The organism is Modestobacter sp. URMC 112, from assembly GCF_053502575.1.
Genome location: NZ_CP199957.1, coordinates 3,571,825 through 3,597,443 on the forward strand (window position 1 = coordinate 3,571,825; position 25,619 = coordinate 3,597,443).

Here is a 25,619-nt window from a genome sequence, read left to right on the forward strand (position 1 = left end):
CTCCCGACTGTCACTGCGCGCCCGCCGGCCGAGGCCGCCCGCGCTCCCGGGAGCGGCGCGAAGCCGGTCGCACAACGCTAGGACCCGTCCCTTGGGCAGGGGACGCAAAGGGCAAGCGTTACCCCCAGTCGGGCCCGCTCGGCCCCCGTAGGGGTTGGCTTGCGGGGGTGGACGTAGCCGAACTTTTCGCAGCATGGGCGGACGTCGGCCATTTACGTGACACGCGGGTGACTCGTCGACGCTTGTCCGGCGTAGTCAACACGTGACAGGAAATCGGCGAAGATCGCTCGGAGGCGGTTGACGTCCGGCGGGAAGATCTCAAGTAGAGGGATGGCATAGGCCTTGGCGAGTGTGCGCTTGGTGACCATCTTCTCGGCGTACGCGGGCTCGTCGGGCATTCCCCACATCTCCACCAGGGTCCCGTCGGCAAGCTCCCAGTCTGCGCTAAACCCGTTGGCGTTGAGTTCGGGATCCCGCGGGTAGGAGGGTTCGCGGATGTGCTGGATGCCATGGCGATGAAGAAAATCGTCGACGGTCTTCTCCAGCATCGATCCGCACGGGTGTCCGTCGACGGCGGGGATTGCCGTGCCACGGGACATGCGGATGCCCTTGTTGGCAAGTCCCGCGGCGATTAGCACCTTTGTGCAGGCCAGCGACTTCTTCTGGGGAACGAAGGGAGCGAAGCATCAGGCGTCGGTCCACCTCGGCCGCCGTAAGCAGGGCCCCGTCGCAGGCCTGGTTGAGTTGCTCGAGCTGCTGACGGAGCACCGATTCTCTGGCGAAATCGACGGTTGCCAGTGCACGAAGCGCGATCGGCGCGTCCTCGGCATCTCCGAGCCGTCCCTGGCGTGCGGTGGTGCAGCACGTGTCGCCGTAGGCGAGGGGCTCTCCAGCGCAGGCCGCGGTGAATTGAAGGGTTCGGCGACCGCACAGGCGGCAGGCAACGATGGCGTCGCCGAGTTCGATGGCGCCAAAAAGTGCCGCCCGGTCGGTGAAGTACCGCTCGAAGATCAGGAACTGGTCCTTGGGTTGTGGCAGGCCGTCATCGGGGCACGCGCCCCACGACAGCGCTTGCCGCTCTGGAGCTCCCGCGGCAGGAGGTCCCGCAGGTGCGGCAGCCGGTACTGTTCGGAGCCCCGCGAGGGGTCCCACGGCCCCACAAGTTTCCGTTGCGCGGTATGCCCGTGGAGGTCGTGGTAGTTCAACTCCGCCTCTAGCGCCCAGTCGATGAAAGGCATGTGCAGGTGTTGGACCGCCAGCGCGTGACGCTCGACAAAAAGCCGCACTGGGTCGACGAGGCGTCGGGCGGCGACCCACAGGGTCTCGACCAGCGGGACGCAATAGGCGACCCTGAGGTTCCGGTCAGGACGGCCATCCTCGTCGAGCGGCGAGAGCTGGATGTGCGTCGCCTCTCGGATGAGGGCCAGACGCGGAATCCCGTCACCGTCCGCTCGGGCGGAGTCCCCGGTCGGCGCCGCCAAGTCGATGCCCAGACCGATGAGGTGATCAACCACCGCCGGGCGAGCACGCTCGTCTTCGAGTGTGAGGACCCGCTCCTCGAGCATGCCGACAGACTTCCCGGTGCTCGCGTCGGAGATCGACAACCCTCGACGGCCGTATGCCCCGTATCCCAATAGGCGGAGGTCGTCGGGGACGGTAGGGGCGATGTGGGTACCTCGCCGAAGCGCGAGGAGGTGCAGGCAGCGCGCTGTGGCCTCGTCCACCTCCCCCAGCCGGCCCACCCGCTGCCCGCTGATTGCCAGGACGGACGGGTGCTTGGCGAGGAACTCGTCGAGCACCCGTCCGGGGTCCTTCTTGCCTGGGAGGGCTAGTACGACGTGTCCCCCCTGCCATACACGGACGGAGCACTCGATCTCACCGGAGGTCGCGTACTGGGCCAGCACAGTCAACTTCGTCATGCCCACGCCGCGCAGGAAGTGGTCATAGAGATATCCGAGATGACGTTCGACCGCGGTGGCGCCGGCTTCCGCGGGACGGGCGATGGAGATGGCGAACCGGTTATGCGCGTTGTCCAGCCGCGGGATCAGCGCGACCGTCGCGACCCTCTCACCGCGCCGGCGGACCTCCTTCGCAAAGAAGTTCAGCTTGGACTCCGCCTTGCCCCAACTCGGGATGGTCACCTCGCCCTCGGCGAAGTACGGCAGCCGCACTACGGTCCCGTCCCATTCAACCTCGGTGCGCGCGGCACTTACTCCCCCAGACCCGTTATCGCGTCCTGCGCCGCGGCACCCATGCGTCGCATAACCCCCTGCCGGCCAGTTCCGGCAGGTGCGGAGTCCACCATCGGAATCACAGCGGCGACGACGGGCATCGCTGTGGCAGCAAAGGCTGCGAATCCTCTGACCGGCGCGAACCCAGGTCGCCGTCTACCCCAGGAAACTCACGGCCATCATCAGAAGGTTTGGCGCCACTCGCCCGCCCGACCCAGCCGGCGGCCTCGACCAGCCCGGCGGTAGACCATCTGTCGCCGTGGCGGACCGCGATCGGGCGGCGCTTGCCGGCCGACTCCCCCCGCCAGGCACGTCACCGTCGCACGCCGCCGCGGCGGAGGGAAGGCGAGACGTACCCCCGGTCGAACCGGACAGGGGTGACTCAGCGCGGTAGGGGCGATCAGACCGCGCGAACGGCCTAGACCCCGGCCGAATTCGAGGGGTCACGCGGCCAGGGCCTCTTGTCTTCGACTGCGGTGGTCGGTTCTCGATCCAGAGTTCCATCGCGAGCCGGAGTACTGCTTGGGTCGCCCCGAAAGTCATCGATGAGGCTCTTCGAAAGCTTGCAGCCGATCCGGCACTAAGGCCTAGGCCAGCACGAAACCGCCATCGCAATACCAGGACGACGCGACTAGCGCGACGTAGAGGGCCGCGGCCCAAGAGTTTTTGTCAACGAGTCCACGACTGAACGCTTGATCCTCCAACTGCTGGCGAACGCCACGCGCACCATCACGAGAGTGCGCGCGTGCCACTGCAGCTCGGATGTCATTCAGCTCACGACTAGCTTGCGACGAATACAGTCTCGCCAACCGCAACTGGTCGAATTGATGCGAGACCCTAGCGCCTAAGCTGGATGACCAGGCGCTGGGAGGGATCACGTGGTAAGTCGCACTGCCCGGCCGCCTTTCCACCACCTCAGCAAACAGCCATTTCTCCGAGCCCAAGTCATCGAAGTATGGGTGCAGTGCCACGGTGTCCGGGCTCTTTCCAACATCGTCCAACTTAGCAAAATTGCAATCCCTGCAGACTGGCACGAGGTTTGATGTCGCCACAGACAAAAGGGGAAACTTGGACTTAGGTAAGAAGTGGTCTATGTTTCCGACGACCTGGTGCTTGCATAGCGGACACAGTGGCGTCAGCATCCAGATCTCGTCGTAGATCCATCTCGCGGGGCCCTCTTTAGCGACCATTTGATTGTCGTACAGGTTCTGCAAGTCCTTACTGGAAACGTGTTTCGACTCGAAGTCACGCTCCCGCACGCTGTGCAAGGTACCAGCAGCAGCACTAGCCCGGTAATTGCTCACAGCCGCGGATGCCTCAGTCGAAACCACCGCAAAAGTGTTCTTGCGACTGCCCCTCGATCTGATCACACACTCACTGAATGCTTCATCATCGCTGACACGTACTGGGGACAAGCGTTCCATCAGTCACCGTCTCGAAGAGCGAGCAGGCCGCGTGCGATACCACGAGCTTCTCCGCCAAGCTGGCCATCGAACCGTGTAATGAGCTCGTCGAAGTCGACTGCGTCATCAACGGCGTCATCGAGCATCCTGTGAAATCCAGCCTTTGTTACTTCGAGGCCAAATACTTCGTGCGTAAGGACCCCCACTCCCTCACCGAAGGTCTCAAGCGTAGGACGGTTGATTGCCAACAGCCGATTCACGCGTTGCATGACCCATACGCAAGATTTCGGAACCTCCTGCAGCACGACCGGAGAGTGCGTCGCAACGATAGCAACAGCGTTTCGGTGTACCAGCAGGTCCGAGAGGGCGCGGATAAATGCCGACAGCAGCGGTGGGTGGAGGTGAGCTTCAGGCTCGTCGAGCAGCACTAGCGAGCGCTCAGCCACGGTTTCGACCAGCTTGGTCACGGTGAGCAGGACAATTTTGTGTCCTGAACTGAGGTTATCTCGATATAGGGCCATGGCCCGGGCTCTGAGCTCCCCCTCGTCGGTGGCCGTATCTGCGAGCTCCGCGACCCCTGCTCCGGCGAAAACGGGATCCGACTCCAGCAAGTGGAGGGCTTGCTGCCACCGCCCGCGGCGTTCATCTTGCAGGCAGGCCAAGACGCTGAAACTAAACTCACGCGCGAGGGCGGCCGGGGACTTCGGAACGTAAACTTTCCCATCGGGGTCGGTAGGGCGTTTAAGGCCTACATAATGTGATTTCATATGCGAGGAGCGCTTGGCCCGTAGCGGCTCAATCGAGTCGAAGGCGCTGAACGAAACCGACACGACATTACTGAATCCACCGGGGTCCAATGCATCTCCGCCGCCGAATTCGAAGCTCCCAACGTCCGTCTCGAAGCCGAGAAGGTCCCGAGCCATGCCATTTAGCAACCGCGTCTTGCCCACGCCGTTGCGACCAATCAGGACTTGAATGTTCGTCGGGGGGTGGGATTCTGGAATGACGTCTACGTCGAAGACGGCTGAGGGTCGCTTGGACCGTGCGGGCTGATGTGCGGTAAAGGCGAACGTGTATCGCGACAGCGGTGCCCCGCCTCTAGCAATGCGGCGGAATTGCCCCTCAACGGTGTTTCTTGGAACGAACCGCAGAAGTGACGTCAATGTCACTGGCTCCCTCAGCGCAAGCTGGAACAGACCATCGGTCAGGGCCAGATCGTTGAGCGCGAGAAGAACCTGGTCCCGGACGATTGGCCCGAGGTCATTCAGCGCCTCGTAGTAGGAGACGTCTTGACCCAGCGAAAAGAAGACTTCGTGCGACAGATCTTCGAAGTGATCCGGCAATTGAGGTGAGCGGAGCTGATTCGGCGGGGGCGAGTCTTTCCTGCCCGCACTGAAACCTTGACCCATTCCAAACTGACCAATTTTGACGGTGCCAATGTCCCGCTGGTTCTGCTTGTCGTCCACGTACACCAAGTAAAATGTCGTTTCGTAGCGAAACCAGTCGTCCCAGTCACCGGGGATCAGATAACAGTTGGGACCGCGCCAAGTCGCACTGCGGGACTGGGCTACCTCGAAGTGCATCGTCATCCCACCTCTGAACGTTCTCGTGGTTGAGCCGCGTTGCCTCGTGCGGTCCCAGCAAGCGAGAGCCGCTCCAACGTCAGTCGTTCGCGAGCATGCCACGACGGTCGGTGGGCACGGCGAGGATGTAGCGCTTGGGCTATCACCGTGACGGAAAGACCTCATCCCATGGTCGGGGCTTACCGCGGCCGGTCAGGGCCGGAGCCGGCACAGTGAGCTCGCCGTCGAGCGGGATCTGCCCAACTCGCCCTACGCAACAAGCAGGCCAGCGCCGACACAGACCCGTGAATCGGTGAGTTGCAGGCGCGCGGCAGCGCTCCGGGCGCAGCCGGGTCCTTCAAGCAGGTCAGGGCGTAAGTGGAGGGCGGCACGAAGGCGGAGGGTCCGAAAGAGCGACAACAGGCGAAGGAGACAGCGCCGCCGGCCGGAAGGCCGAGCCGGCGGTCCATCGATCAACCTGTGAAAGTTGGCTCCTCCTTCCGGTCCTCGATCCGATGGGCGTCCGGAGGGTCCTCTGCCAAGGGATACAGACCCACGCGCTCGCGGCAATAATCAAGCGGCACCCGAGGACCCCGCGCCAACACACCTCTACGGGCTCGCCCGCACCAATATAACGACGGCGTCGCCGGACCCAGGCAGGCCTCATCAGCAAGTGCAGCGATCAAGATCGCGATCGGGCACACCTCTTGCCTCTAGGTCCGTGACGCCGTAGACGATCGCCGCTCCGGCCGGGGCCGCGAAAGGCGAAAGTCGTCACAACGAGTTGGAGAACCCAAGATTGAGCTCCTATGTGCAAGCGCTCGGCGGTAGCGTTTGGTCGGCGGTGGGTGCGGTGGACTGGCCGCAGCGAAGATCAGGTGTGGGACTGTGAACCTGTCGCGCAGCTGGCTTCGGCCGTAGAGACGCGTCCCGTATGCCGCTGCCGCACTCACCGTCCTATCGCGGTGGGTGCCCGCCCGGTGGCGAGGTCTTCGTGCAGGGTCTTGTAGACCACGTCGGAGAGCCGTCGCTTCAGGCAGCGCAGCGCTTCGCGTCCGGTCTTGCCCTCGGCGCGTTTGCCCAGGTAGTAAGCGCAGCCCTCGGTATCGGCGCGGACCTGGGTGAACGCCATCGTGTAGAGCACCCGGTTCAGCGTGCGGTTGCCCGAGCGGTTGAGCCGATGCCTCGTGGTGCGGCCGGAGGAGGCGGGCAGCGGAGCGGTGCCGTTGGCCGCGGCAAAGGCGTGCCGCGAGCGGTAACGGCGGACGTCGGCAACCTCGCCCAGGATGGTGGCCGCCCCGACCGGGCCGAGGCCGTAGAGGTCGGTCACGCCGGTGTCGACCTCGGCCACGGCGGCGGTGATGAGCGCGGCGACCTCCTTGATTTCTGCAGTCAGCTCCGCCAGCCGGGTGAGCCGGCGGCGGGTCAGCTGCGCCCGCACGCCGGTCTGGTCGGCGACCAGGTCCTTGGCCGCCGTGAGGAACGTCGGCGCGGTCAGCCGGGGGATCTGGGCCTGGTAGCCGGGCAGCAGGCCGTGCGGCTCGGTGTGCGTGCGGTTAGCCAGCGCGGTCCGCTCGGCGACCAGCTGGGCGCGGTAGTCGGCCAGCGCCCGCAGGTCAGCGGCCTGACCGACGGCCAGGCGCACCGCGGGCAGGGACGGCTCGCGGGCGGTGATCCGGGCGATCGCGACCGCGTCGACCGGGTCGGTCTCGCCCTGTCCGGGCCGCCCGGAGCGTTCTCGGGAGGTGAGGCTGGGGGGCACCTCCACCGCCTCGGCCGGGCCGGTGAGCACCAGGTGCACGGCCGCGCCGCGGCCGTAGTTGCCCGAGCCCTCGATGCCGACCCGGGTCACCGCGTGCTCGACCAACAGCTGCTCGAGGTCGGAGAAGCCGGCCTCGGTATTGGCGATCTCCGTGACCACGACCGGGCGCCCGGCCTGGCCGATGACGGCCACCGCGAGGGTGTCCTTGTGGGTGTCGATTCCGGCGAGCACGCGACTCCTTCCGCGCTGCAGCGAGCTCGCGGAAGACCGGTGTCCGGGCGCAGCGCATGCATCTGCGGGCCGCCGTGGCCCCATGCTCCTATCAAGCGTCAACCGCCCAGGACGCCGGCGGACGTCACAGGCGGGCAATCATTGCGAAGGCCACGGAACACGGCGGGCAGCAAAAGGTTGAGCCTCGCCGGTGACGCCCGCGAGCACCCCGCCTCGGCAACGGGGCGCCTCTTCGTACCGCAGATGACGCTCCTCTTGTGTCAAGCGGTGCTGAGCGCCGGCGGTGGGACCAATCGCAGACGCCCGGTTCGAGGCGGCGCTGGGTTGATGTGGTGGTAGATCTCGCGGGCGACGTAGCGCTTGAGGCAGCGCATGATGTCGCGTTTGCTCATGCCTTCGGCGGTGCGCCGGGTGACGTAGGTCCGGGTGGGTGGATGGGTCTTCATCCGGACCAGGACGATGCGCCAGAGGGCGCTGTTGGCTTGCCGGTCGCCGCCGCGGTTGACCCGGTGCCTGCGGGTGTTGCCGGAGGAGGCCTGCACCGGTGAGGCGCCGCAGAGCGCGGCGAAGGACTGCTCGGTGGCGAGTCGCTCGGGGTTGTCACCTGCGGCGACCAGGAGCGCGCCGGCGGTGTCGGGGCCGACCCCGTGCGCGGCGAGCAGCTGGGGATGGGCGGCGGTGAGGATGGTCTTGAGGTGGGCGTCGAGTCCGGCGATCTCGGTGTCGAGGTGCTGGATGCGGCGGGCCAGCAGGCTCATGGCGTACTTGGCCGCCGCGGTCGGGGTGGTGATGTCGCCGGGCTGGAAGCGGGCGGCGGTGTCGATGAGCGCGGCGTAGCTCAGCCCGCGCAGGACGTCGTGCAGTTCGTCGGGGGCGGTGTCGGCCAGGGCCTGCAGCTGCAGCAGGGCCTGAGTGCGCTGCTTGATCGCCGAGCGGCGGGTGACCCGCGCTTGACACAAGAGGAGCGTCATCTCGGCCACGGCTGCCCGCCGCAAGGGACGGCCAGCCAGGGTCGGTTGCTGCTGACCGAACTCCTTCAGGCCGACAGTGCATGAGGTGTGTCCCTCTTGATCTTGCAGCTCCTTCAGTGGCGACCCGCTCACCCTGGCGCACGCGACCCGCATAGGACCTCACGGCCGTTCCCGTGCTGACGAAGCGGACCATCGGCGCCGACCAACTGCGGACGATTCGCCCCCTTTTGACGTCGCCGCGCTGCGGATTCATCCTCGGACGCCCCCTCCGCGCGGCCCCACGATGAGCTCTCGGACGCCAGCCAGATCTCAAGATCACGAGCCGACACACTTCATGAACTGTGGCGTCCCAGACCCGTTGTGACGAGTTCCGTCAGGCCCGCTGGGCGCAGAAGACATGCCGATGACGGCGCCAAGCAGGAGGACATCGGCGAGGTCGCGCCCCGCCGGCGGTTGGGCTCGGGAAAAGCAGCCGTTATGGGCCGCAGCACATGTGGTTACGACAGGGACGGGTCATCCTCCGGCACCTCGGTCGAGACCACCTCGGACACCTCCGCGTCGTCGCCGGACAGCCCGTCGGCATCCTCGTGCTCGTCGTGGAAGGCCAGCCAGTGCATCCCGAGGGCCTCGCGCTGCTCGTCGTCGACTGCCTCCTTGAAAGGAGGGAAGAAGTCCGTCTCCTCCTCGGCCATGTGGTCGGCGTTGATCTGTCGCGCGTTTCGCACCGCCTCCCACCAACCCTCGCTGCCAACCCGCTGCTCCCCTACGGCGGCCGCGGCGTGCCGGATCTCGTTGTGGTCGTGCACGCCCTCCGCCGTCTCCTGCTCGCCGTCCGCCTCCTGAGCAAGCAGCGGGTAGAACAGCTGCTCTTCGGCTACGGCGTGCACCTCGAGCTTGGCGTGCAGCGTCTCCCAGGCGGCGGCGAGCTCCTCGACGGGCAGGTCATCGAGCGCCGCGAACTCCCGCCGGAAGACCTCGTGCTCGGCCAGGACCAGGGCGGTGATCTCGAAGTCGGACATGCCCGACCTCCTACCCGCCCGAACTGCCGCCATACGGGACGGGTGGGCCGCTGAGGCCGACATCCGGTCGGCGGAGTGGGTGCTGGCGTGCCCACCGACAGGTGATTGAAGCGATCTTGTCGCAATCCACGGCCGAGGCGCCGTGGCATGACTCGTCCGGACGGCCAGCCGCCTCAAAGTGAGACGTTCCCCTGCCGTGGGCCGGTCCACGGGTGAAGCCCAGGGCCGCGGGGCAGAGGACTACAAGAGGACTGCTGGAGACGTTTGACGAGGCTTCACTCATGGCGGCGCATCGGATGATCCACGAGCGGCACTCCCCCGGCGTTCCGCTGCTGAGCGTTGCTGAAGCCGGGGAGTACCTGGGCACCGGCGAACGATTCATCCGCCGGCTGATCACCGAGCGCCGGATCAGCTACGTCAAAGTCGGCAAGTATGTGCGCCTGGAGCGCTCGACGCTAGATGCCTTTGTGGACGCCGGCCGCGTCCACAGCCAGCGGTGATCGGCTAAGACGCCCGCTGATTTGCCCGCCAGGGTCGCGACGTGGCAAAGCGGACGTTCGGCACCGTCGACGAGCTTCCAAGCGGTCGCTTCCGCGCTCGGTACCGCGCCCCCGACGGTCGGCGCCATGCCAAAGTCTTCAGCACCAGAGCCGACGCCTGGGCCTGGCTCGCCACCCAGCAGACAGACCTCCTGCGCAAGACGTGGCGGGCTCCGACCGCCAGCCGCAGGACGGTCGGCGACTACGCCGAGGACTACCTCAGCCGCAACGACCTCCGCGCAAGCACGCGCGTCCTCTACGCGGGACTGTGGCGTCACCACCTCGCCGAGGCATGGGGCGATGTGCTCGTCGACGAGGTGACCCCAGCCGCCGTCCACTCCTGGCACGTCAAGGCCGGCCGGACGACGGGCCCGACTGCCCTGGCCCAGTCGTACCGGCTCCTGCGCGCCATCCTCAACGTCGCGGTGGCCGACGAGGTCATCGCATCCAACCCGTGCCGACTGCGCGGCGCGGGCACGCCCAAGGCGTCCCGTCCCTCCCGCGCCCTCACCGCAACCGAAGCCCTGCAGCTGGCCGAGCAACTGGGCCGGGACCAGAGGACTGCGCGCTACGTCGCGCTGGTCCTGGTCCTCGCCTTCGGCGGGCTCCGGTTCGGTGAAGCCACGGCCCTACGCCGGTCCGACGTCCTGCCCGGCGGTCGGCTCCGCATCGAGCGCTCGGTGCGACGCGTCGGCAGCGAGTGGGTGGTCGGCGACCCCAAGACCGACGCCGGGCATCGGACCGTGACCCTGCCCGCTGCAGTCACGGCCGTACTGGAGGAACACCTGGAGAAGCACGTCGCCGGTGCTACAGACGCCCTCCTGTTCTCCACCAGTTCGGGCGGCTACCTCGCCCGCAGCAACTGGAACTCCACCTTCCGTCGGGCCGTGAACGCCATCGGGCTGCCTGCCGTTCGGCCGCACGAGCTCCGCCACACCGGCGCGACCTTGGCCGCGGCCACCGGTGCGACCACCAAGGAGCTGATGCGCCGGCTCGGCCACTCCTCCGCCGCCGCCGCCCTGCTCTACCAGCACGCTGCCGACGACCGCGATGCCGCGATCGCCCGTGCCCTCGACGCCATGCTGGGCGCAGCCAACTGGTCAGCGGACGACGATTCGGAGGAGGACGCCTAGCACCCCGGCCGCTAATGTGCGCCCTGCCGATGGGCGTGCAGAGGTCTAGGGGTTCCCGGAGCGGCCCACTTACTCGCAGGCTGGCTGCTCCGATCCCCCTCGCGTAAGGACGCTGCGCTCCTGCGTGCGGCTCGCCCGGCCCCGGCTTGCGCTCCGCTGGCCGACGCATGCCGCAGGATCGACTCGTGTACACGCTCCTCGACGCCAATGGCCGTCTCTACCCGAGCGAGACAGCCGGCCTGTTCGGCGGAAACTCGAAGGACAAGATCTACGGGGAGCTGAACTGCTGGAGTGCGCTGAGGTGGGTCGGCCGCGGCTACGAGCGGATCCGGGTCTTCTTCGCCGACGAGGAGACGGCTATCGCGGCTGGCTACCGGCCGTGTGGCCACTGCATGAGGGACAAGTACCGCCAGTGGAAGAGCGGCCAGCCAGCAGGCCATAGCGCGCTGACACCGTCATAGCGCGCCTCCTTCACGCGCGGCGTCGCACGATCGACGTCCGCATCCCCGGGACTTTCCGGTCCCTGAGCGGCCCACTGAGGGACACGTCATGGCCGCCACCGTGGGTGGGCGCGGGCGCGGGCGAGCGGTGTATGCGCGGGGTGGCCGGCACACTGCCGTAAACCCCCCTTGTCCACGGCCTCGACCGTCGGGCGGCGAGCGTCCGTCTCTTGGCGGCAGTGGCACGAGTGGGGCCGAGTGGCACGAGGCCAAACATCCCAACGATCCGCTGCGACTCCCGCGTCTCGAGGGGAGCGACGTCGACCGTAAGGTCCCCGCCGTGACGACCTCTAGACCCGGCGGTGGCAATGCCGCAGCGAGCCCTGACGACGGTGAATCCGCGAAGTCATCCAGGTCTGTACTGTTGGAAACAGTGCCGCCAAGTCAGAGTGAATCGTCCTCTGCTACTTCAAAGGCGTCAATTCCTGCCCGAACGGCCTTTCGCGCTGCACTACTTCTCGAGGTTGTACGCGCAGGGGAAGAGCACATTGTTGCCGTCGGCGCGATCGAAATTGCGGTCTCTGCGGAAAAGGAGCCACATGTACGTGTGCTTGTGCGCGCACTGTGGCGGGCGACCCACGCGCAAAGCGTCGTCGGTGGCAACGTGCACCCGGAGCCGCCTCGACAGTGGGTCAATGTGGCCAACCATGAACGACTTGATGCGATCATCGAGCGTGCCGTCACCGAGCACACGGCAGGAGGGGCCTGCGGCCCCGAAGAACGGGCGACCAGGATCGCCAAAAGGCTCGCCGAACACTTCCGGGAAAATGTTGGCCACCTGCGCGTCATCCGCCACGGCCTTGAGCGTCTCTTCGCGCGAAAAATCCGTGGTGGCACGAAAGGGCTCGAGGACGTCCTAGCCGATCTCCTTGAGCTGTCAAGCGCGGCGAGCCACGCTCGCAGTGAAGCACGAGAAGCTGCCCGTGAGGGCCTATGGACATGGCGCACGGACCCAGGCGCATACAACGCGCAGCGCCGGTTAGCCGACCCCAACTTCTTCCGCCTCGTTGACTGGAGGGGGCGCCGGTCGTGGATCAAGACACTTTCTAGCGGCGTCCGCCATTGCGTTGAAATGGAGCGCCAGTTAGGGGAGGAGGTTGCGGTGCTTCAACAACTTTTCAGTTCGGCTTCGACCATCGCAGTCACTCGGGACCGCTCGGGCTCAGGAGGCTTTCAACCGCGGAGCTGCAGCGGGCAGCGTCCTGATCGGCCTCCCGGCCCTACTTTTGACTCTCTATGGGGCCGATGAAATACTGCCGCTATCAAAGCAGAACCTCTTATCGTACGTGTGGCTGATCGTCGGGGTTGCCATGGCGGGCATCGCCATAAAGGTCCTGGGAGGCGGGTGGGGAAGACGACGACTCGTCATGGGCGGGATAGTCATAGCTGGCCTCTTACTCCTACTCGGCGCGGCATCGTCCTTCCCTGACGGACGTACCGCGCCTCAGCCCTTGGCCCCCACGACCCCCGACGCGCCCACAACCCCCGACGCCCCCACGACGACGCCACCGTCGAGTCAGACCGTCGAGCCGCCGGAAACCGTGGCCCCAGTCACGCCTTGACGCGCGGAGACGAGTGGGGGTTTGCCCAGGGTTCGGTTGGCTCCTTGCGTGTGAGGGCTTCGGCCTCGCTGGAAGGATCAGCATTGTGCCATAGCCGTTCGCCGAGCCTCCGGACACCCTCGTCTTCACCACCCAGTCGGTGCTCGCCGGCGCTACGGTCCGGGACAGTCACCACGACCAGGACGGCGACTGGCAGATCCTGTGCGGCACCACGCTCGCCGTAGAAGACGCGCCTGGTGCACTTAGTCCACCTCGTAGTAATGGTCCCGTCGCTGGCGTCCCTGGCCGACCTTCGGCGTGGCTGGTGGTCCGGCTCGTGCGGCGACCCAGACCATCACGGGTGGCACCGCCGTCCCACCACCCTGCGCGCCCGCGTACGCGCCTGGCTGTACAGGACCTGACGTCGGTGTCTCCGAAGCCGCGCTCTGTCCGAGAGCGGCCCACTATGGGACGTAGGTCCCGGTGGCCGGTGCCAGAGACGCGTGGGTGCGCTGGCACGACGCTGAGTGCCGGGCAGCGGTCAGCCACTCCCTGCAGTACGAGTAGGGGCTCAAGCACGGCAAGGGCCTGCGCTAGGGCCTCAGTTCCGCGACCCGTCGGGCTGGCAGGAACCTTGACGCGTCGCTCGACGACCTCCACGGCGGATTGGCCAGACTCTGCGGCCGCGGTCTGCTCCCATGCCCGATGTCGGCAGGTGGCCGAGCACCACTTTGGCTGGCGCTGGCCGCCCGCTGCCGATCGCGTGGCCAGGACTTCCAGACGCCGTCCGAGCGAGGGGGCAGGCCGATGGCCAGCACACGCTGCTGGGAATCGCTGCCCAACGCGGCCGGTGCGCCTGAACGGCCCACAACGGGGCGTCCGCCGAGCGAGCGCTGGACCGGTGTAGGAAGAGCTATGGCCAGCGGGCGCTCTTTCACGACTAATCAGGTCGATGCCGCCGTCGACCTGGTCATCGAGGCAGCCAAGGACCGAGGACAGACCGTCAGCTACACCCGCGTCTTCGAGGCCGGTGGTTTGCCGGCGCCTCAGATGTTGCACCATGGCGCTGAGTCTCATCTGGTTACCGAGTTCATGAAGGCCTTCCACGACCGTTGCATCGAGCGGGGCTTGCCCCCACTCGACGCCCTTGTCGTGCATGTTGCGGGTCCGCGTGAGGGCAAGCCCGGCGGCGGCTACTTCAAGGTCAACGGGCACGACGACGCCTTCCACGACCGCACACCGCCGGAACGCGTGATCGCCGCTTACGGCTTCTGGGAGCGGCAGGTCGCCGCATGCAAGCGCTAGGGCATCGACGCCCGACGAGGGCGTTAGTGGCTGCGCAGCCCGATGCGGCGGCCTTGATGCCGGTCGCGTCAGCCGGGAGCGACGACTGCGCGGAGGGGGCGCCTTAGCGGCCCACTTTGGGACACCCGCATCGGCGCTTGACAGAGGAAGGCGGGGCACGCCCCGGCCTCCCCTGCGACGATGCTGACGTGAATGACCTGGGCGAGTTCCTGCTTGCGCGCATCGCTGAAGATCACGAGGTCGCGATGAAGGCGACTGGGGGGCCTTGGACGTGGGACGGTCAAGAGCTGAGGTCCATGGCGGTGTATCCCCGCGATGGAAATCGGCTGGTGTTGAAGGCCGTACGGCCCTCCCCCTTCGAACTGCAGCTCGCGGAATGGAACCGCGACCACATCGGCCGCTGGGACGGGACCCGGGTGCTGCTGGAACTCGCAGCGAAGCGCTCCGTCGTGCAGCAAGCCATGGGGTGGCTCGGCGGGGACGACTCGTGGGGGCAGGATGTCACGATCCTCGCCGAGCAGATCCTCCGAACCATGGCGCTGCCCTACGGGGATCACCCGGACTACCGGCGAGAGTGGCGCCTCTAGGAGTACGCCTCGGTGGCCTTCGACTCGGTCGGCCCGTCCTCCTCTCGCGACTTCATAGAAGCCGTCGTGGTCTTCGTCCCCGTCATCTCGGGTAGTGGAGCCGTTGAGGGAAGTAGCACTAAAGCCGCCCTCAAGGCGAGTCGCCGGCGGGTCGCCCGGAGCGGCCCCCTTAGGGACATCATCAAGACGGATGTGCCTTTCTGGGCAAGACGGAGCGCAGTGCATCCTTGGCTCCCCGCTGCGGCGCAAAGGCGGCGTAGAGGATCTCGACGTCCCTACCCTCCGGCTCTACCGGGCGAAATGGCTTAACGTGGGTGCCGCTGAGTTCTCTCCGAAGGAACGTCCGACCGACTGGCGACCGGACCGTCAGATGGAGCAATCCCCACCGCCTGGAGATGACTCCGCGGCCAGCGGGTCGGGTGACCAGAGCGGCCCTATTGGGGAAGGTTACGGACGTCGACAACTCCAGTGAGGTCGACGCTGACGACGCTGTCACGATGATCTGATGCTCGAGCAAATCATGGTTGACGGTGCAAGGCAGTCAAGAGTCAGGATCCTGGTCCGCGCTGGATCGGCCGCGTACATATACGAAGGTGCGGCGGTCAGCCTACGCGCATAAGTCATGGGTGTTAGCTGCTATTCCGACCCGACTGCTGATTTCGGTCTAGATTGAACTCACCAGGCAAGACCATGGGAATCATCCCAAGATCGACGAATCGCTCAATGTCGGTTCGAAAAGATCCCGGATCTACCAACTCCGGCAAATCGTCGTCGTCGGCTAAATCGAGAGCTACGGCAGCCGCGTCTAGGAGTAATGGGATCAACTCAGACAGAGCCAACCTGCTGAGATAGAGCCTGTGATTCTCGTTGTCAAACCGTATCAGCATACTAGCTTCATCGGCCCATCCGCGCCTGAAGACCTCGCCACTGGAGAAATGTACGAAGCGACTGGATGCCGAATGAAGGTACTCGTAGACGGCAAGGCGGTCGACCTTGCCGGCGAGCCACCGCATATTCGGCGGCGCTTGCCCTTTTGGCCAGCCCAACCGCACCCCGATCGCCTTCAAAAGCTTCATGGACTCCAGTCTCTGCTCCTCATTGTAGTCCAGGAAACCTTGGGGGAACCCTATCGTGATCATGCGCTCATCGCTGAGATAGCTTCGAGCCGCGGCTACGCCTCGGGCGCCATCCGATGCCGCTAATGCACCAAGCAACTGATTGGCAATCCCATGCTCTAGCTGCTTGACGTATTCCAACCAGATCACCTCTTCGAGAGCTTGTCGAATGAAGCCGATTCCGAGATGACCCAGCCCACCTCGACACAATTCGAGCGTCGCCTTGAGGCCTTCGACTTGCCGCATTACGACGGCGCGAGCGGTCAGCTCGGGCAGATGGCGCTGAAAATCGCGCCAGGAGATCGGCGAAAGTTGGGTTAGCGGTTCCACATGACTCAAGACGCGTTTCGCGATCAGGGCATGTTCGCTGGATGCTTGAAGATGTCGAACATCATCCCCACCGATCATGCCGAGTCTCCTCCAGACAACTTGCGCGGTGACCGTGTCAGTCTTAGCCTCTCATCCCACAACTTCGGCAAGCTGAGTTGCTATGGACGAGAAGCCTGGGAATCGTTGGGCGAGAGTGCTCCAGCTCGGCCGCGCCCCACAGATTGGGCCTGCGCCCACGCCCCGAGGCCGCGCCGTCGCGCAACGCCACGGCTCCCAGTCCTCGCCATCGCAACGCAGCCTCGCCGCGCATCGCCCAATGGCGCCTCAAAGCCGCCCTCCGGGCCAGCCTCTAACAGTGCCAACGATCCAGTCGATGCGGTAGACCTCAGGCGTGCAACCGCTGACAGGAGTCTTCCCCTTCGGCCAGCCGTCCGACCGGTGCCAGCCTCGTCGAGTCGACCAGGCTCACGCGTTCGTACTCGGGGTGTATCCCTCCGCCCTGCACATCATATGGACGCACGCGGAGCAAAAGATTGCCGCGTTGGCCGTCGCACAGGAACCGTGGCCTTGGGCCGGGGAGGAAGAGGCCCGCCGGGTGGAGGCCTGGCGGCAGTTGGTGAGGTGGCGACCGGAGTGGGGTACCGCCACGCCGGTCAACCGGCTTAACGGTTCCTCCGGGCGAGCCGCTCAATACCGGGTACTGCACCCGCTTGGGCTTGAGCCGGCCCGGGTGTGGACGACCGACGCCCTGCCGTTCTTCCACGTCCACCGTGCTGCTGGCAGTCAGGGCCACGCCATGACCACCCGGTACACCCGTTCGCCCGAGCCAACGGGCTGCCGCCGCACGAGCTGCCTGATTGGCCCTCGGCCGACCAGCTGATCCGGCGGGCCGTGCGGGAGGAAGGAGCCCGCTTCCTCGACGAGCTCTTCGACTCCCAGGCACCGCTGGTGATCACGCTCGGCAACGAAGCGCTGGCCGTCGCCGCCCAACTCCTCGACGGCGACCTACCCGACCGACTAACCCCCGATGGCAGCTACGGCCAGCAGCACGCCGCCCGGGCCCGTGGCACGGCCGTCGAAATCCTTCCGCTGGTGCACCCCGGTCAGCGAGGTGCGGGGTGGACCAAGGCCCATGAACAGTGGGTCCGGACTCGCTCCGAACGTTGACTCAGTCGTCCGGCGACGGGGCGAGGTGGTCCCGGGCTGTGACCGGCCGGGCCTGCAGCGCTCCGCCGGTGCCCGGTGGCAGAACGGATCCGACGGAGGCGTAGTTCGTCAGCCGCCCCGGCACGTCACTCGTTGACGTCGGCGATGCCGTTGTCGTTGAGGTCTGAGCCCGGCCCGAAGCACTCTTCGACGGTGGCGGTGCCGTCGGAGCAGCGGACCTCCAGATCCGAGAACTCGTAGCCGTCGCCCTCGGCAGTGTCGGGGTTCACGCAACCCTGGACGTCGTCGAAGGACCACCCGGGAGGACAGCCGCCTTCCGCGTTGATGACCGCCTGCGCCGCGGCCGCTTCGTCGGCCGCCTGCCGTGCTGCGGCCTCGGCGGCAGCGGTCTGAGCGGCGGCTAGCGCTATGGCCTCCGCGGCAACGCGCTCGGCCTCAACGCGCTGGGCCGTGAGGGCGGCGCGGGCGGCCTCCTCGGACTCGACCTCCAACCCCGACGGACTAACGAACGCTGCCGTCGCCGACGCCGACGCCGACGCCGACGGGGCCGCCGCGGGTTCGCTGCTGCAGGCGGCTAGCAGCCCCACGGCGAACACGGGTAGAACGGACAGGCGCGAACGCATCAGATGGGACCCCCCGACGTGCGCCGCCTCGATGCCCGATGGACGGCGTGACGAGGAGCGTGACACGAGGCTGCGACTGAAGACGCGACAACACCGGGATGTCGGAGAACCGGCTCGCCCCTCCGGTGCCCGCGAGTCCGAAGGGGACAAGCCAATGAGTAGGAGCAGTCCGGCGAAGAGCCCGCCACATCCGAAAAGAACCATCACCGCCACCGCCACCGCCACCGCCATGGTCAGGCGCCAGCCGGTCTCGTCTGGCCGCCCGCCAATCGGCAGTCGCGCTTCAGGGGCTGGCGGTACACGCCGCAGACCTCCAGTCATGGGTAGACGGGTGTCACCAGCCGGGCCGCGAGCCCGGCGCCGTGTCCCTGAGCGGCCCGTCAGAGACACCGCCCGAGCGCCAGCGGGGGCGGTGGGTCCGCCACCCCAGCTGTGACGGGCGGACGGCACATGTGGGCCTCCGCGCGCGGTCAGGCTCCGAGGTCGTCGCACACGGCCTGAACCGCGGGAAGGCTGCCCTGCGGCCGCGACCCCGCCCTCAATCCTCGTGATGCTGTGTGGGAGAACCCGCTGAGGATGGCTTGCGCGTCCTCACGCGCGCGATCAACGGCACAACCAACCGGTCGTCGGCTGGCGCATAACCGGAGATCGGTTCACTCCTCTTCCAGTTGGGCCGCTGCAACTCGGGATTCGACACAGCTGACCCTTTTGCCAATCAGGCCCCGCGCGTTTCGCGACCTCCCCGTCTGTCCGTTAACCCGGGGATACCGTGCGCTGCCGATTCCCGGGGGAGGTCACATGAACGAGGGCAGTTCAGTGCTGGCGGTCGTCGACCAGGTCGACGACGTGCCGGTCGTCTGGTGGGTCGACATCGGCCCCCGGATCGCCGGCATGTCCCGGCTGTGCGGTGCCTGGGTCCTTGACGGGGACGATCGTGATCGGACTCTGCGGTCGCTGACCGCCTCCCGCGTCATCATCGCCACCGCCACCGGACAGTCGCTGCTCGACGAGCAGCAGGTCGTTCCCGACCGGATCCTCGACGACGAGGCGACCCTCACGGCCATCGTCGCGACTCGGAACGAGCTGCAGGCCGTCTACAAGGAAGCTGAAGCGGTCCGCCGGACCACCCTGACGCCGCCGCGTTGGCCGATCCTGCCGCCGCCGCTGGACCCCGGGTCGGCGTCGATGCCGGGCGGCGATCCCCGCACCTCTCGCGCGCTGGGCATCGCCCGCGGGCTGAACGCGCTGTGCGCTGCCTGGGACACCATCGAGGAGCAGCGGCTTGCTCGGCCCTACATGCGCTCGGTCGGCGGCCCTGCCACTCGGGGGCTACCGGTCGTCTACCGCGACACGTGGCCGCCGGCGGTCCACCGCGACCCAGCCCCGCTGACCGTTAATCGCGCCATCACCAACCTGCTGCCGGTCCCCCGCAAGCCGGTCGAGGACGTCGTCGCGCCAGTGGCGCTGGACGGGGTTGACTTCGTCGCAATCGACGTAGAGACGGCCAACGGCCACCGCGGCTCGATTTGCGCCATCGGCGCGGCCGTCGTCCGCGGCGGCGTCATGGTCTCAACGCACTCGTGGCTGGTGCGGCCCCCGGCGGACCTGGACACCTTCGATCGGGTCAACGTCCGCCTGCACGGCATTACCGCGGACATGGTCGCCGACCAGCCGGCCTTCGCCGAGCGGTTGGACCAACTGGTGGAGCTCGCCGACGGGCTGCCGTTGGTAGCGCACAACGCGGCCTTCGACATCGGCGCGCTGCGCGAGGCCTGCATCGTCGCCGACAAAGAGTGGCCGACCACCGACTACGCCTGCTCGCTGATCATGGCCCGCCGCGCGCTGGACCTAATCTCCTACCGCCTGCCGATGGTCGCCGCCGAGTGCGACGTCAAGCTCGGACGCCATCACGAGGCGGGCTCGGACGCGCTCGCCTGCGCCCAGGTTGTCCTGTCGCTCGCGCAGCGCCGGAACGTCGGCACTCTCGCCGACCTGCTCACCGACCTGAAGGTGCTGCCCGGTCGCCTAGACGCCGCCGCCTGGCGTGGCTGCCACGGCACGCTCGGCACCGGGCTCATGTCGCCGGAGGCAGTGGTCGACGCCAACCCCGGGCACCCGCTGTTCGGCCAGGTCCTCGTCTTCACCGGCGCGCTCAGTATCCGGCGGCAGGAAGCCTGGGACGCCGCCGCTCGGTGTGGCGCTGTTGTAGAGAAGGGCGTGACGAAGCGAACGACGATGCTGGTCGTCGGGGACGGCTTCACCGGGCACGACCCGGCCGACTTCAGCACCGGCAAGGCGGCGAAGGCGGTGCAGTGGCGGACGAAGGGCCACCGCATCGAGGTCCTTACCGAGGCCGACCTCGTGGACCTTCTCGCCGAGACGCGAACCGCCGGGGTTCGTGAGCTGGTTCCTGCTTGATCACGGCCCGCGACATCGCGGCCTAACCGCCATGGCCAGCGGTCGAAAGCGCGGAGCCGGGGGCTCATCCGGGAGCCGGTTCTCCCACAGCGGCCCACTTGGAGACACCCCATCGAGTGGTCCGTTCTGCAACGTCATCGCCTGAGCGGCTCGGGATAGAGGAGGTCCAATAGTCGCTCATGTATGACGTCTAAGTCGGTCTCAGTTGCGCTCCCCATGAAGACTGCGGAGAAGACCGTCGCGCAGACTTCGCAGGGTCGTGGGCTGCCTGTAGGCCCCCGGCGGCCAAGGAATCTCGAGCTCATGGTCAAGGTGCCAGGCCTCGACTGTGGCGGCAAAGGTGGGACCGGCATCGTCGTCGGTTCCGAACGACGTCGAGATCACTCCGAGCACTACTCCATGCTGGCTCAGCACGACGCCACCGCTCATGCCGCCAAAGGCGCCACAGTCGATCTCGATCGCGGGGTACGGCACCATCACTGCGTCGCGGTAGGGCCGGTGCACGGCGAGCACCTTCCCAGCTGCCGCCAGCAGCTCGCGGATCACAAATTGTGGCGGCGTCGCAGCAGCCTCTTCCGCTGGGCCCTCGGCGACGCGGAAGCCCACGACCGTGATGTCATCGCCTACCGTGGGAGTCTTAGTCGCCAGCGGCAACGTCCGAAAGGCCCAGCCGCCGACACAGCGGACATGAGCTCAATAGACAGGAACGCGACGTCGTCGAGCGGGCCGTAGCTGACCGACCGGCCACCCGTCCTATCCGGGTGGCTGCATCGAGGTCTGATTAGGAAACGACGAGAGCCGCCACCGCTGGAGAAGCGGATTGGTGACTTTGGGGTCGCTCATGCCGCCCCGTCCTCCAGCCCAGAACGGCTGCTGGTGAGCAAGCCGGCGCCCCTAAGGCCGCCCTCCGGGCGAGACGGCGATGGTGTCCCCGAGCGGCCCGCTATGGGATACCTGGCCTGCACAGCGGAGGCAATAAGACGCAGATTCCGGACAACGACGCGGTACTCAGTCTGCGGCTCGGGCGTCCTCAAACACCTCTGCTTGCTCGGGGCACAGGTAAGTCACTGCCGCCAGCAACACGGTATCGACTTCGGTCGCGTCAAGATCGCGATCTAGATTCGCAAGTACTCTGGCTTGGTTCAGGTCGGCCTTGCCCAGAGCTGCGCATGCTTCGTCGCCGATAAATGCATCATCTTTCCGCGAGCCGGAGTATCCCTTCGCGGAGACGTATGCCAGGTAGCTGCATGCCTCCTCCTCAGAGGGGTAAGTATCATCGAAAAAAAAGTACAGGAAGTCGGAAAAATAGCCGCAGCCCTCCAGGTTCAGTTCTGGACGTTCGCGAAGCTCAGAGGGGGTTGGCGCGTCATCCTCGTAACCTTGCCAGCAGGAACGCCAGTCGAGGCGGGGACGTGGTTGGGACCAGACCGTCGCGGCGTCAAAGCAAACGTTCCGGAGATCGAGGTTGTCACTGGACGCCGCAGAGGCGAAGTCTACCCCTGAGACGTCGGCCCCACGGAAGTCGGCGCCATCAAGGGTCGCTGACTCCACGTTCGCTTCCTTCAGACTGGCATTGGCGAACGCGACGTTACTCAGGTCAGCCTCGCGCAGGTCCGCGCCAACGAGGTCAGCATCTCTGAAGGTTGCCGCGCGAAGATTCGTTGAGCGAAACGATGCTCGAGAGAAGTCGCGCCCCGAAAGCTGAATCCTCGACAGGTCTGTCTCACTGAAATCGACCTCTTGAAAAGATTCGCTTGTGGCAATAGTGACTCGCCACCCGAGCCTTTCCGATTGAGCGGTTTCGCGGGACGACCTGCGGTCGTCGAGAATGGCAGTACAGGCGACAGCTATTAGACCAGTGAGCAGTCCGACCGCAACGGCGTCAACAACGCGCGACCGGCGGCTCTCCTTCGCCCCAGACCCTGCCGGCTTCTCGATCACTTCTGGCTGTGCGCAGCTGGCAGCCGAACCTTCGGACGGAGCGACGGCCTTGATCGCCCGTGGGTGTCGGCGCCTCCTGACTGCCAGCAGGACTAAGAGAGTGGCGGCAAACGGAAGGGCCCTTCCTGGCCCTTCCCCCTTTGCGGGTGGCATCTGCGTCCTTTCGTCCCACTGCTCGACGAAGGGTAGCGGCGCTCCTAGCTGATGCTCGATGAGCCCGGCTGCGACGGCACCAAGAGTGTGCCGGGCGTGGGGACCTAGAAGGCGGTGTGCCGACGCCGATGTCCCTGAGGCCGCCTTCAGGGCGGCGCTGCCGGGCATGGCGCTAGTGACCAGCTGCCGCGGTGGGTCAGCGTGGGTCACGCCGAGACCCTGGGTCATGTGTGGGTCACGAGCGCTGATCCGGAGGCTTCGGCAGGCCGTTGACCAGCGCAGACACCGTCCGAGAATCCCGCCTTCCAGGCTGGCCATGCCGGTTTGATTCCGGTCACCCGCTTCACACGAAAACTTCAACTGGAGCGGCCTGCACGGTCCTCCGGAGGAGGACTGGAGCAGCCCTTATTCGGCCGTTCTCGACCCCTGCTGACCCTCGAGTCGGGCGGCCGAGGTCTACAGCGCGACCTCGGCGAGCAGGTCCACCTGGGCCGGGTCGGAGACGGTGGGGTCGAGGACCAGCTCGTCCATGCCGATCTCGGCGAACCCGGCGATGGCCTCCCGTATCGCCTCTGGTGACCGGTGCGCGCTCCCAGCGATCATCTCCGCGGTCTCACGACCCATCGGCTCGTAGTAGTCGAGGAGGTACCGCCGGGACGCCTCCTCGGTGTCCCCGAGTGAGAAGTAGTTGAGCGCCACGAACCGCGGCGAGCCCTCCCGGCCTGCCTCCTGCCACGCGGTCCGGACCCGCTCGACGAACGGCGCGGCCATCTCCGGCGGGACGCCCCCGGCGGTCCAGCCGATGCCGAACTCGACCGTGCGACGGATCGCCGCCTCCGAGTGCCCCCCGATGAGCAGTGGCACGCCGGCGTGCCCGGTCTCCGGCGCCACCGGCCGAGTTCCCTCGAGGATCGGCTGACCGTCCCACGCCCGCTGCAGGCCGGCCAACTGCTCGTCGAACAGTCGCCCCCGCTCCGCGAAGTCCCGCCCGGTGAGCCGGAAGTCGATGTCGCGCCAGCCCGCACCGAGCCCGAGCGTCAGCCGCCCGCCGGTGAGCTCCTGGACGGTCATGGCCTGCTTGGCCAGCTCCGCCGTGCTGCGCGCCGGGGCGATTAGGACGTTGGTGAGAAACCGGATGCGCTCGGTCACCGCCCCGGCGGCCGCGAAGACCGTCAGCTCCTCATAACTCGGATAGGAGACCGCGCCGATCGAGGCCAGGCTCGAGAAGCCCGCTGCCTCAGCCCGCCTCGCCCACTCGAGCAGCTCGGTGCCGCTGGTGCCCCGGACGCTGTTCGGGATGCCGATGCCGATCTCCACTTGTCCTCCTCAGAGTTGGGAATCACTGGACCAACCGCTCCAACGCTCGACGGTGACGACGAGCAGGGGCCCGGCAGGCCGCTCTTCGCGGTACTGCGGGTGCCTCGCCGCGAGCGCCTCGATGCCCGGGTGGGTCGCCGAGGGGTCGTCGATGACGGTGCCAGTCCCGTCAGCGCGCACCCACCACAGGCGCGACCAGTCGATCTCGTAGTGGTCGACGAGCAGCGCGCACCGCGGATCGGCGCGGACGTTCGCCAGCCGTTGCAAACGATGGGTCCGCTTCGGCTTGGCGTCGACTGCCGAGTAGACCGTCCCGTCCACCAGGGCGAAGACGACGGGCACCACGTGCGGCGCGCCGTCCGGCCGCACGGTGGCGAGCCGGGCGACGGCGCTCGAGGCGAAGCGACTGCGCAGTTCGGCCGTCTGCACGCCGCCACTACTACCAGAGCCAGAGACGCAGGACGATCCCCCGCGACCTCGACCAGAAGTCGGCCAAGTGCTGGGCGAGCCGGCGAAGGAGCGGAGCCGATCGACGCGGCGACATGGAACAGGGCTCCTCCCGCCGGCCGGCGGGAGGAGCCCTTCGTCCAGAGGGTCGGTCAGGGAGCGGTCAGCGGCACGTCGCCCAGCGGAGCGGTCGGCGGGGTGAGCCGGCTGCCCTGCGGGACCGGCGAGGGGAACCCCAGCACCGCCAGGCGGCCGCGCACCTGGTTCTGCGCCTGGCAGTCCTGGACGCAGGTGGTCGACGGGTTGGCCACCTCCACGGCGTCCTCCCGGGTCACGAAGCCCATCCGGCCGCCGCTGGCGACGTCCCAGATCGACTGCTTGCCGCAGCGCGGGATCGGCGGGAGGGCCGGGTCGACCGCGTGGCACTCCGGCTGATCGATACGGGTGGCCACCTGGGCGCTGTCCCGCGCCACCAGGTTCCGGGCCGCCGGGCTGTCGTTGGCGATCTTGACCCGGGCGGTCACCTGGACGCAGAAGTCGCCTGGCGGGCCGGTCCGCACGTCGGTGCACGTCGAGCCGAGGAACTGGCCGATCCGGGCACGGAAGTTCGGGTTGTCGAAGTAGAAGGACTGCCCGCCGAGCGTGTGCACGATCCGGGTGCGGGTGCCGTCCCCGCGCTCGGGCTCCATCTGGAAGATGCCGCCCTGAGCGCAGTCCTTGCTCTGGAGTTTCATCGACAGGCCGGTCCCGGTGCGGCCCAGCCGGATCGCCTCCCGGTCGAACTGGACGCTGATCGCGCTGCCGAGCGTCAGGCCACGGTGGTCGGGGACCTTGCTCTCCCAGACGACGGTCGGAGCCGTCACCATCCGCTCCCGGTTGGGCGCGCCGGTGAACAGGTGGTCGAAGACCGCGAAGTCGCTGGCCCGCACCACGAACTGCTGGTGGACCCCGCGGACGATGAACCGGTCGCCGAGACCGGCGGCGGGGATCGTCATCTGCACCCGGTCCCTCGTGCGGCCGCTGGCCACGACCGCCCCCGTGGCGGCGTTGACGAGCTGGTACCCGCCGTTCTCGCAGGCCTTGGACGACGCGGCCTGCGCCGGCGAGGCGAGGGCCACCGCCGGGACGAGCAGGGCGAGGGCGACCAGCGCACTGCGCCAGCGGTGGGCCACGCGCGGTCGGCGGCGACCGGGGTCCGGGTCTGTCATGGGTCCTCCTCGGTGTGGACGGGCGACCCACACCCTGGGACGGAGCCGGTGGCAGCAGCCACTGGCCGTTCGTCGTACGACTCCCCCGCGGAGCCCGCACTCCCCCGCACGGGTTG

22 protein-coding genes are annotated in these 25,619 nt (G+C 67.1%); 7 read left to right on the forward strand and 15 right to left on the reverse strand.

Features of this window, described 5'->3' with window-relative positions:
- Window positions 1-212 precede the first annotated feature (212 nt).
- From ACWIX6_RS16875 to ACWIX6_RS16905, 7 genes are all read right to left on the reverse strand, one after another.
- Window positions 213-638: a hypothetical protein gene (locus ACWIX6_RS16875; protein ID WP_448613588.1), complete on the reverse strand. Its 426-nt coding sequence runs from the start codon at window positions 636-638 to the stop codon at window positions 213-215.
- 372 nt (window positions 639-1,010) lie between these two features.
- Window positions 1,011-2,171 carry a hypothetical protein gene (locus tag ACWIX6_RS16880; RefSeq protein WP_448613589.1) on the reverse strand — a complete coding sequence of 387 codons (1,161 nt, stop codon included), beginning with the start codon at window positions 2,169-2,171 and terminating at the stop codon, window positions 1,011-1,013.
- Between the two features lie 647 nt (window positions 2,172-2,818).
- Window positions 2,819-3,490: an HNH endonuclease gene (locus ACWIX6_RS16885; protein WP_448613590.1), complete on the reverse strand. Its 672-nt coding sequence runs from the start codon at window positions 3,488-3,490 to the stop codon at window positions 2,819-2,821.
- 164 nt (window positions 3,491-3,654) lie between these two features.
- A complete protein-coding gene (locus ACWIX6_RS16890; protein ID WP_448613591.1) occupies window positions 3,655-5,223 on the reverse strand; it encodes an AAA family ATPase in 1,569 nt (522 codons plus the stop codon).
- Window positions 5,224-6,145: 922 nt separating this feature from the next.
- Window positions 6,146-7,189 (reverse strand): IS110 family transposase, encoded by a 1,044-nt coding sequence (locus tag ACWIX6_RS16895; protein ID WP_448613592.1) that lies wholly within the window; start codon window positions 7,187-7,189, stop codon window positions 6,146-6,148.
- 260 nt (window positions 7,190-7,449) lie between these two features.
- A complete protein-coding gene (locus tag ACWIX6_RS16900) occupies window positions 7,450-8,160 on the reverse strand; it encodes a transposase (RefSeq protein WP_448613593.1) in 711 nt (236 codons plus the stop codon).
- Window positions 8,161-8,657: 497 nt separating this feature from the next.
- Entirely contained in the window at window positions 8,658-9,179 is a 522-nt protein-coding gene (locus ACWIX6_RS16905) for a hemerythrin domain-containing protein (protein WP_448613594.1), read from the reverse strand.
- 281 nt (window positions 9,180-9,460) lie between these two features.
- On the opposite strand from ACWIX6_RS16905, the gene ACWIX6_RS16910 reads away from it, so the two are divergent.
- The 3 genes from ACWIX6_RS16910 (at window position 9,461) to ACWIX6_RS16920 (ending at window position 11,312) form a co-directional block, all read left to right on the forward strand.
- Window positions 9,461-9,679 (forward strand): excisionase family DNA-binding protein, encoded by a 219-nt coding sequence (locus tag ACWIX6_RS16910; protein ID WP_448613595.1) that lies wholly within the window; start codon window positions 9,461-9,463, stop codon window positions 9,677-9,679.
- A gap of 41 nt (window positions 9,680-9,720) precedes the next feature.
- The gene (locus ACWIX6_RS16915) at window positions 9,721-10,851 is read left to right on the forward strand and encodes a tyrosine-type recombinase/integrase (RefSeq protein WP_448613596.1); all 1,131 of its coding nucleotides are present in this window, start codon (window positions 9,721-9,723) and stop codon (window positions 10,849-10,851) included.
- 185 nt (window positions 10,852-11,036) lie between these two features.
- Complete coding sequence (locus tag ACWIX6_RS16920) at window positions 11,037-11,312, forward strand: Ada metal-binding domain-containing protein (RefSeq protein WP_448613597.1); 276 nt, start codon at window positions 11,037-11,039, stop codon at window positions 11,310-11,312.
- 490 nt (window positions 11,313-11,802) lie between these two features.
- On the opposite strand, the gene ACWIX6_RS16925 is transcribed toward ACWIX6_RS16920, so the two are convergent.
- Window positions 11,803-12,147, reverse strand: a complete 345-nt coding sequence (locus ACWIX6_RS16925) for a hypothetical protein (protein ID WP_448613598.1) — start codon at window positions 12,145-12,147, stop codon at window positions 11,803-11,805.
- A gap of 1,660 nt (window positions 12,148-13,807) precedes the next feature.
- Here ACWIX6_RS16925 and ACWIX6_RS16930 point away from each other — a divergent pair.
- Window positions 13,808-14,197: a hypothetical protein gene (locus ACWIX6_RS16930; protein WP_448613599.1), complete on the forward strand. Its 390-nt coding sequence runs from the start codon at window positions 13,808-13,810 to the stop codon at window positions 14,195-14,197.
- A gap of 188 nt (window positions 14,198-14,385) precedes the next feature.
- Window positions 14,386-14,784, forward strand: coding sequence for a DUF6221 family protein (locus tag ACWIX6_RS16935; RefSeq protein WP_448613600.1), 399 nt, complete (start codon window positions 14,386-14,388; stop codon window positions 14,782-14,784).
- Window positions 14,785-15,413: 629 nt separating this feature from the next.
- Here the strand turns inward: ACWIX6_RS16935 and ACWIX6_RS16940 are convergent.
- Window positions 15,414-16,307 (reverse strand): hypothetical protein, encoded by an 894-nt coding sequence (locus ACWIX6_RS16940; protein ID WP_448613601.1) that lies wholly within the window; start codon window positions 16,305-16,307, stop codon window positions 15,414-15,416.
- 813 nt (window positions 16,308-17,120) lie between these two features.
- Here ACWIX6_RS16940 and ACWIX6_RS16945 point away from each other — a divergent pair.
- Entirely contained in the window at window positions 17,121-17,396 is a 276-nt protein-coding gene (locus ACWIX6_RS16945) for a hypothetical protein (protein ID WP_448613602.1), read from the forward strand.
- A 125-nt stretch (window positions 17,397-17,521) separates the two neighbouring features.
- Here ACWIX6_RS16945 and ACWIX6_RS16950 read toward each other — a convergent pair whose 3' ends face one another.
- Complete coding sequence (locus tag ACWIX6_RS16950; RefSeq protein WP_448613603.1) at window positions 17,522-17,992, reverse strand: hypothetical protein; 471 nt, start codon at window positions 17,990-17,992, stop codon at window positions 17,522-17,524.
- Between the two features lie 825 nt (window positions 17,993-18,817).
- On the opposite strand from ACWIX6_RS16950, the gene ACWIX6_RS16955 reads away from it, so the two are divergent.
- Window positions 18,818-20,437, forward strand: coding sequence for an exonuclease domain-containing protein (locus ACWIX6_RS16955; protein WP_448613604.1), 1,620 nt, complete (start codon window positions 18,818-18,820; stop codon window positions 20,435-20,437).
- 201 nt (window positions 20,438-20,638) lie between these two features.
- Here ACWIX6_RS16955 and ACWIX6_RS16960 read toward each other — a convergent pair whose 3' ends face one another.
- From ACWIX6_RS16960 to ACWIX6_RS16980, 5 genes are all read right to left on the reverse strand, one after another.
- Window positions 20,639-21,091, reverse strand: a complete 453-nt coding sequence (locus ACWIX6_RS16960) for a trypsin-like peptidase domain-containing protein (protein ID WP_448613605.1) — start codon at window positions 21,089-21,091, stop codon at window positions 20,639-20,641.
- A 354-nt stretch (window positions 21,092-21,445) separates the two neighbouring features.
- Window positions 21,446-22,741 (reverse strand): pentapeptide repeat-containing protein, encoded by a 1,296-nt coding sequence (locus ACWIX6_RS16965; RefSeq protein WP_448613606.1) that lies wholly within the window; start codon window positions 22,739-22,741, stop codon window positions 21,446-21,448.
- A gap of 246 nt (window positions 22,742-22,987) precedes the next feature.
- Complete coding sequence (locus ACWIX6_RS16970) at window positions 22,988-23,848, reverse strand: LLM class flavin-dependent oxidoreductase (protein ID WP_448613607.1); 861 nt, start codon at window positions 23,846-23,848, stop codon at window positions 22,988-22,990.
- Window positions 23,849-23,857: 9 nt separating this feature from the next.
- Window positions 23,858-24,277 carry a TIGR03668 family PPOX class F420-dependent oxidoreductase gene (locus ACWIX6_RS16975; RefSeq protein WP_448613608.1) on the reverse strand — a complete coding sequence of 140 codons (420 nt, stop codon included), beginning with the start codon at window positions 24,275-24,277 and terminating at the stop codon, window positions 23,858-23,860.
- Between the two features lie 170 nt (window positions 24,278-24,447).
- Window positions 24,448-25,503, reverse strand: a complete 1,056-nt coding sequence (locus tag ACWIX6_RS16980; RefSeq protein ID WP_448613609.1) for a hypothetical protein — start codon at window positions 25,501-25,503, stop codon at window positions 24,448-24,450.
- Between the last annotated feature and the right edge of the window lie 116 nt (window positions 25,504-25,619).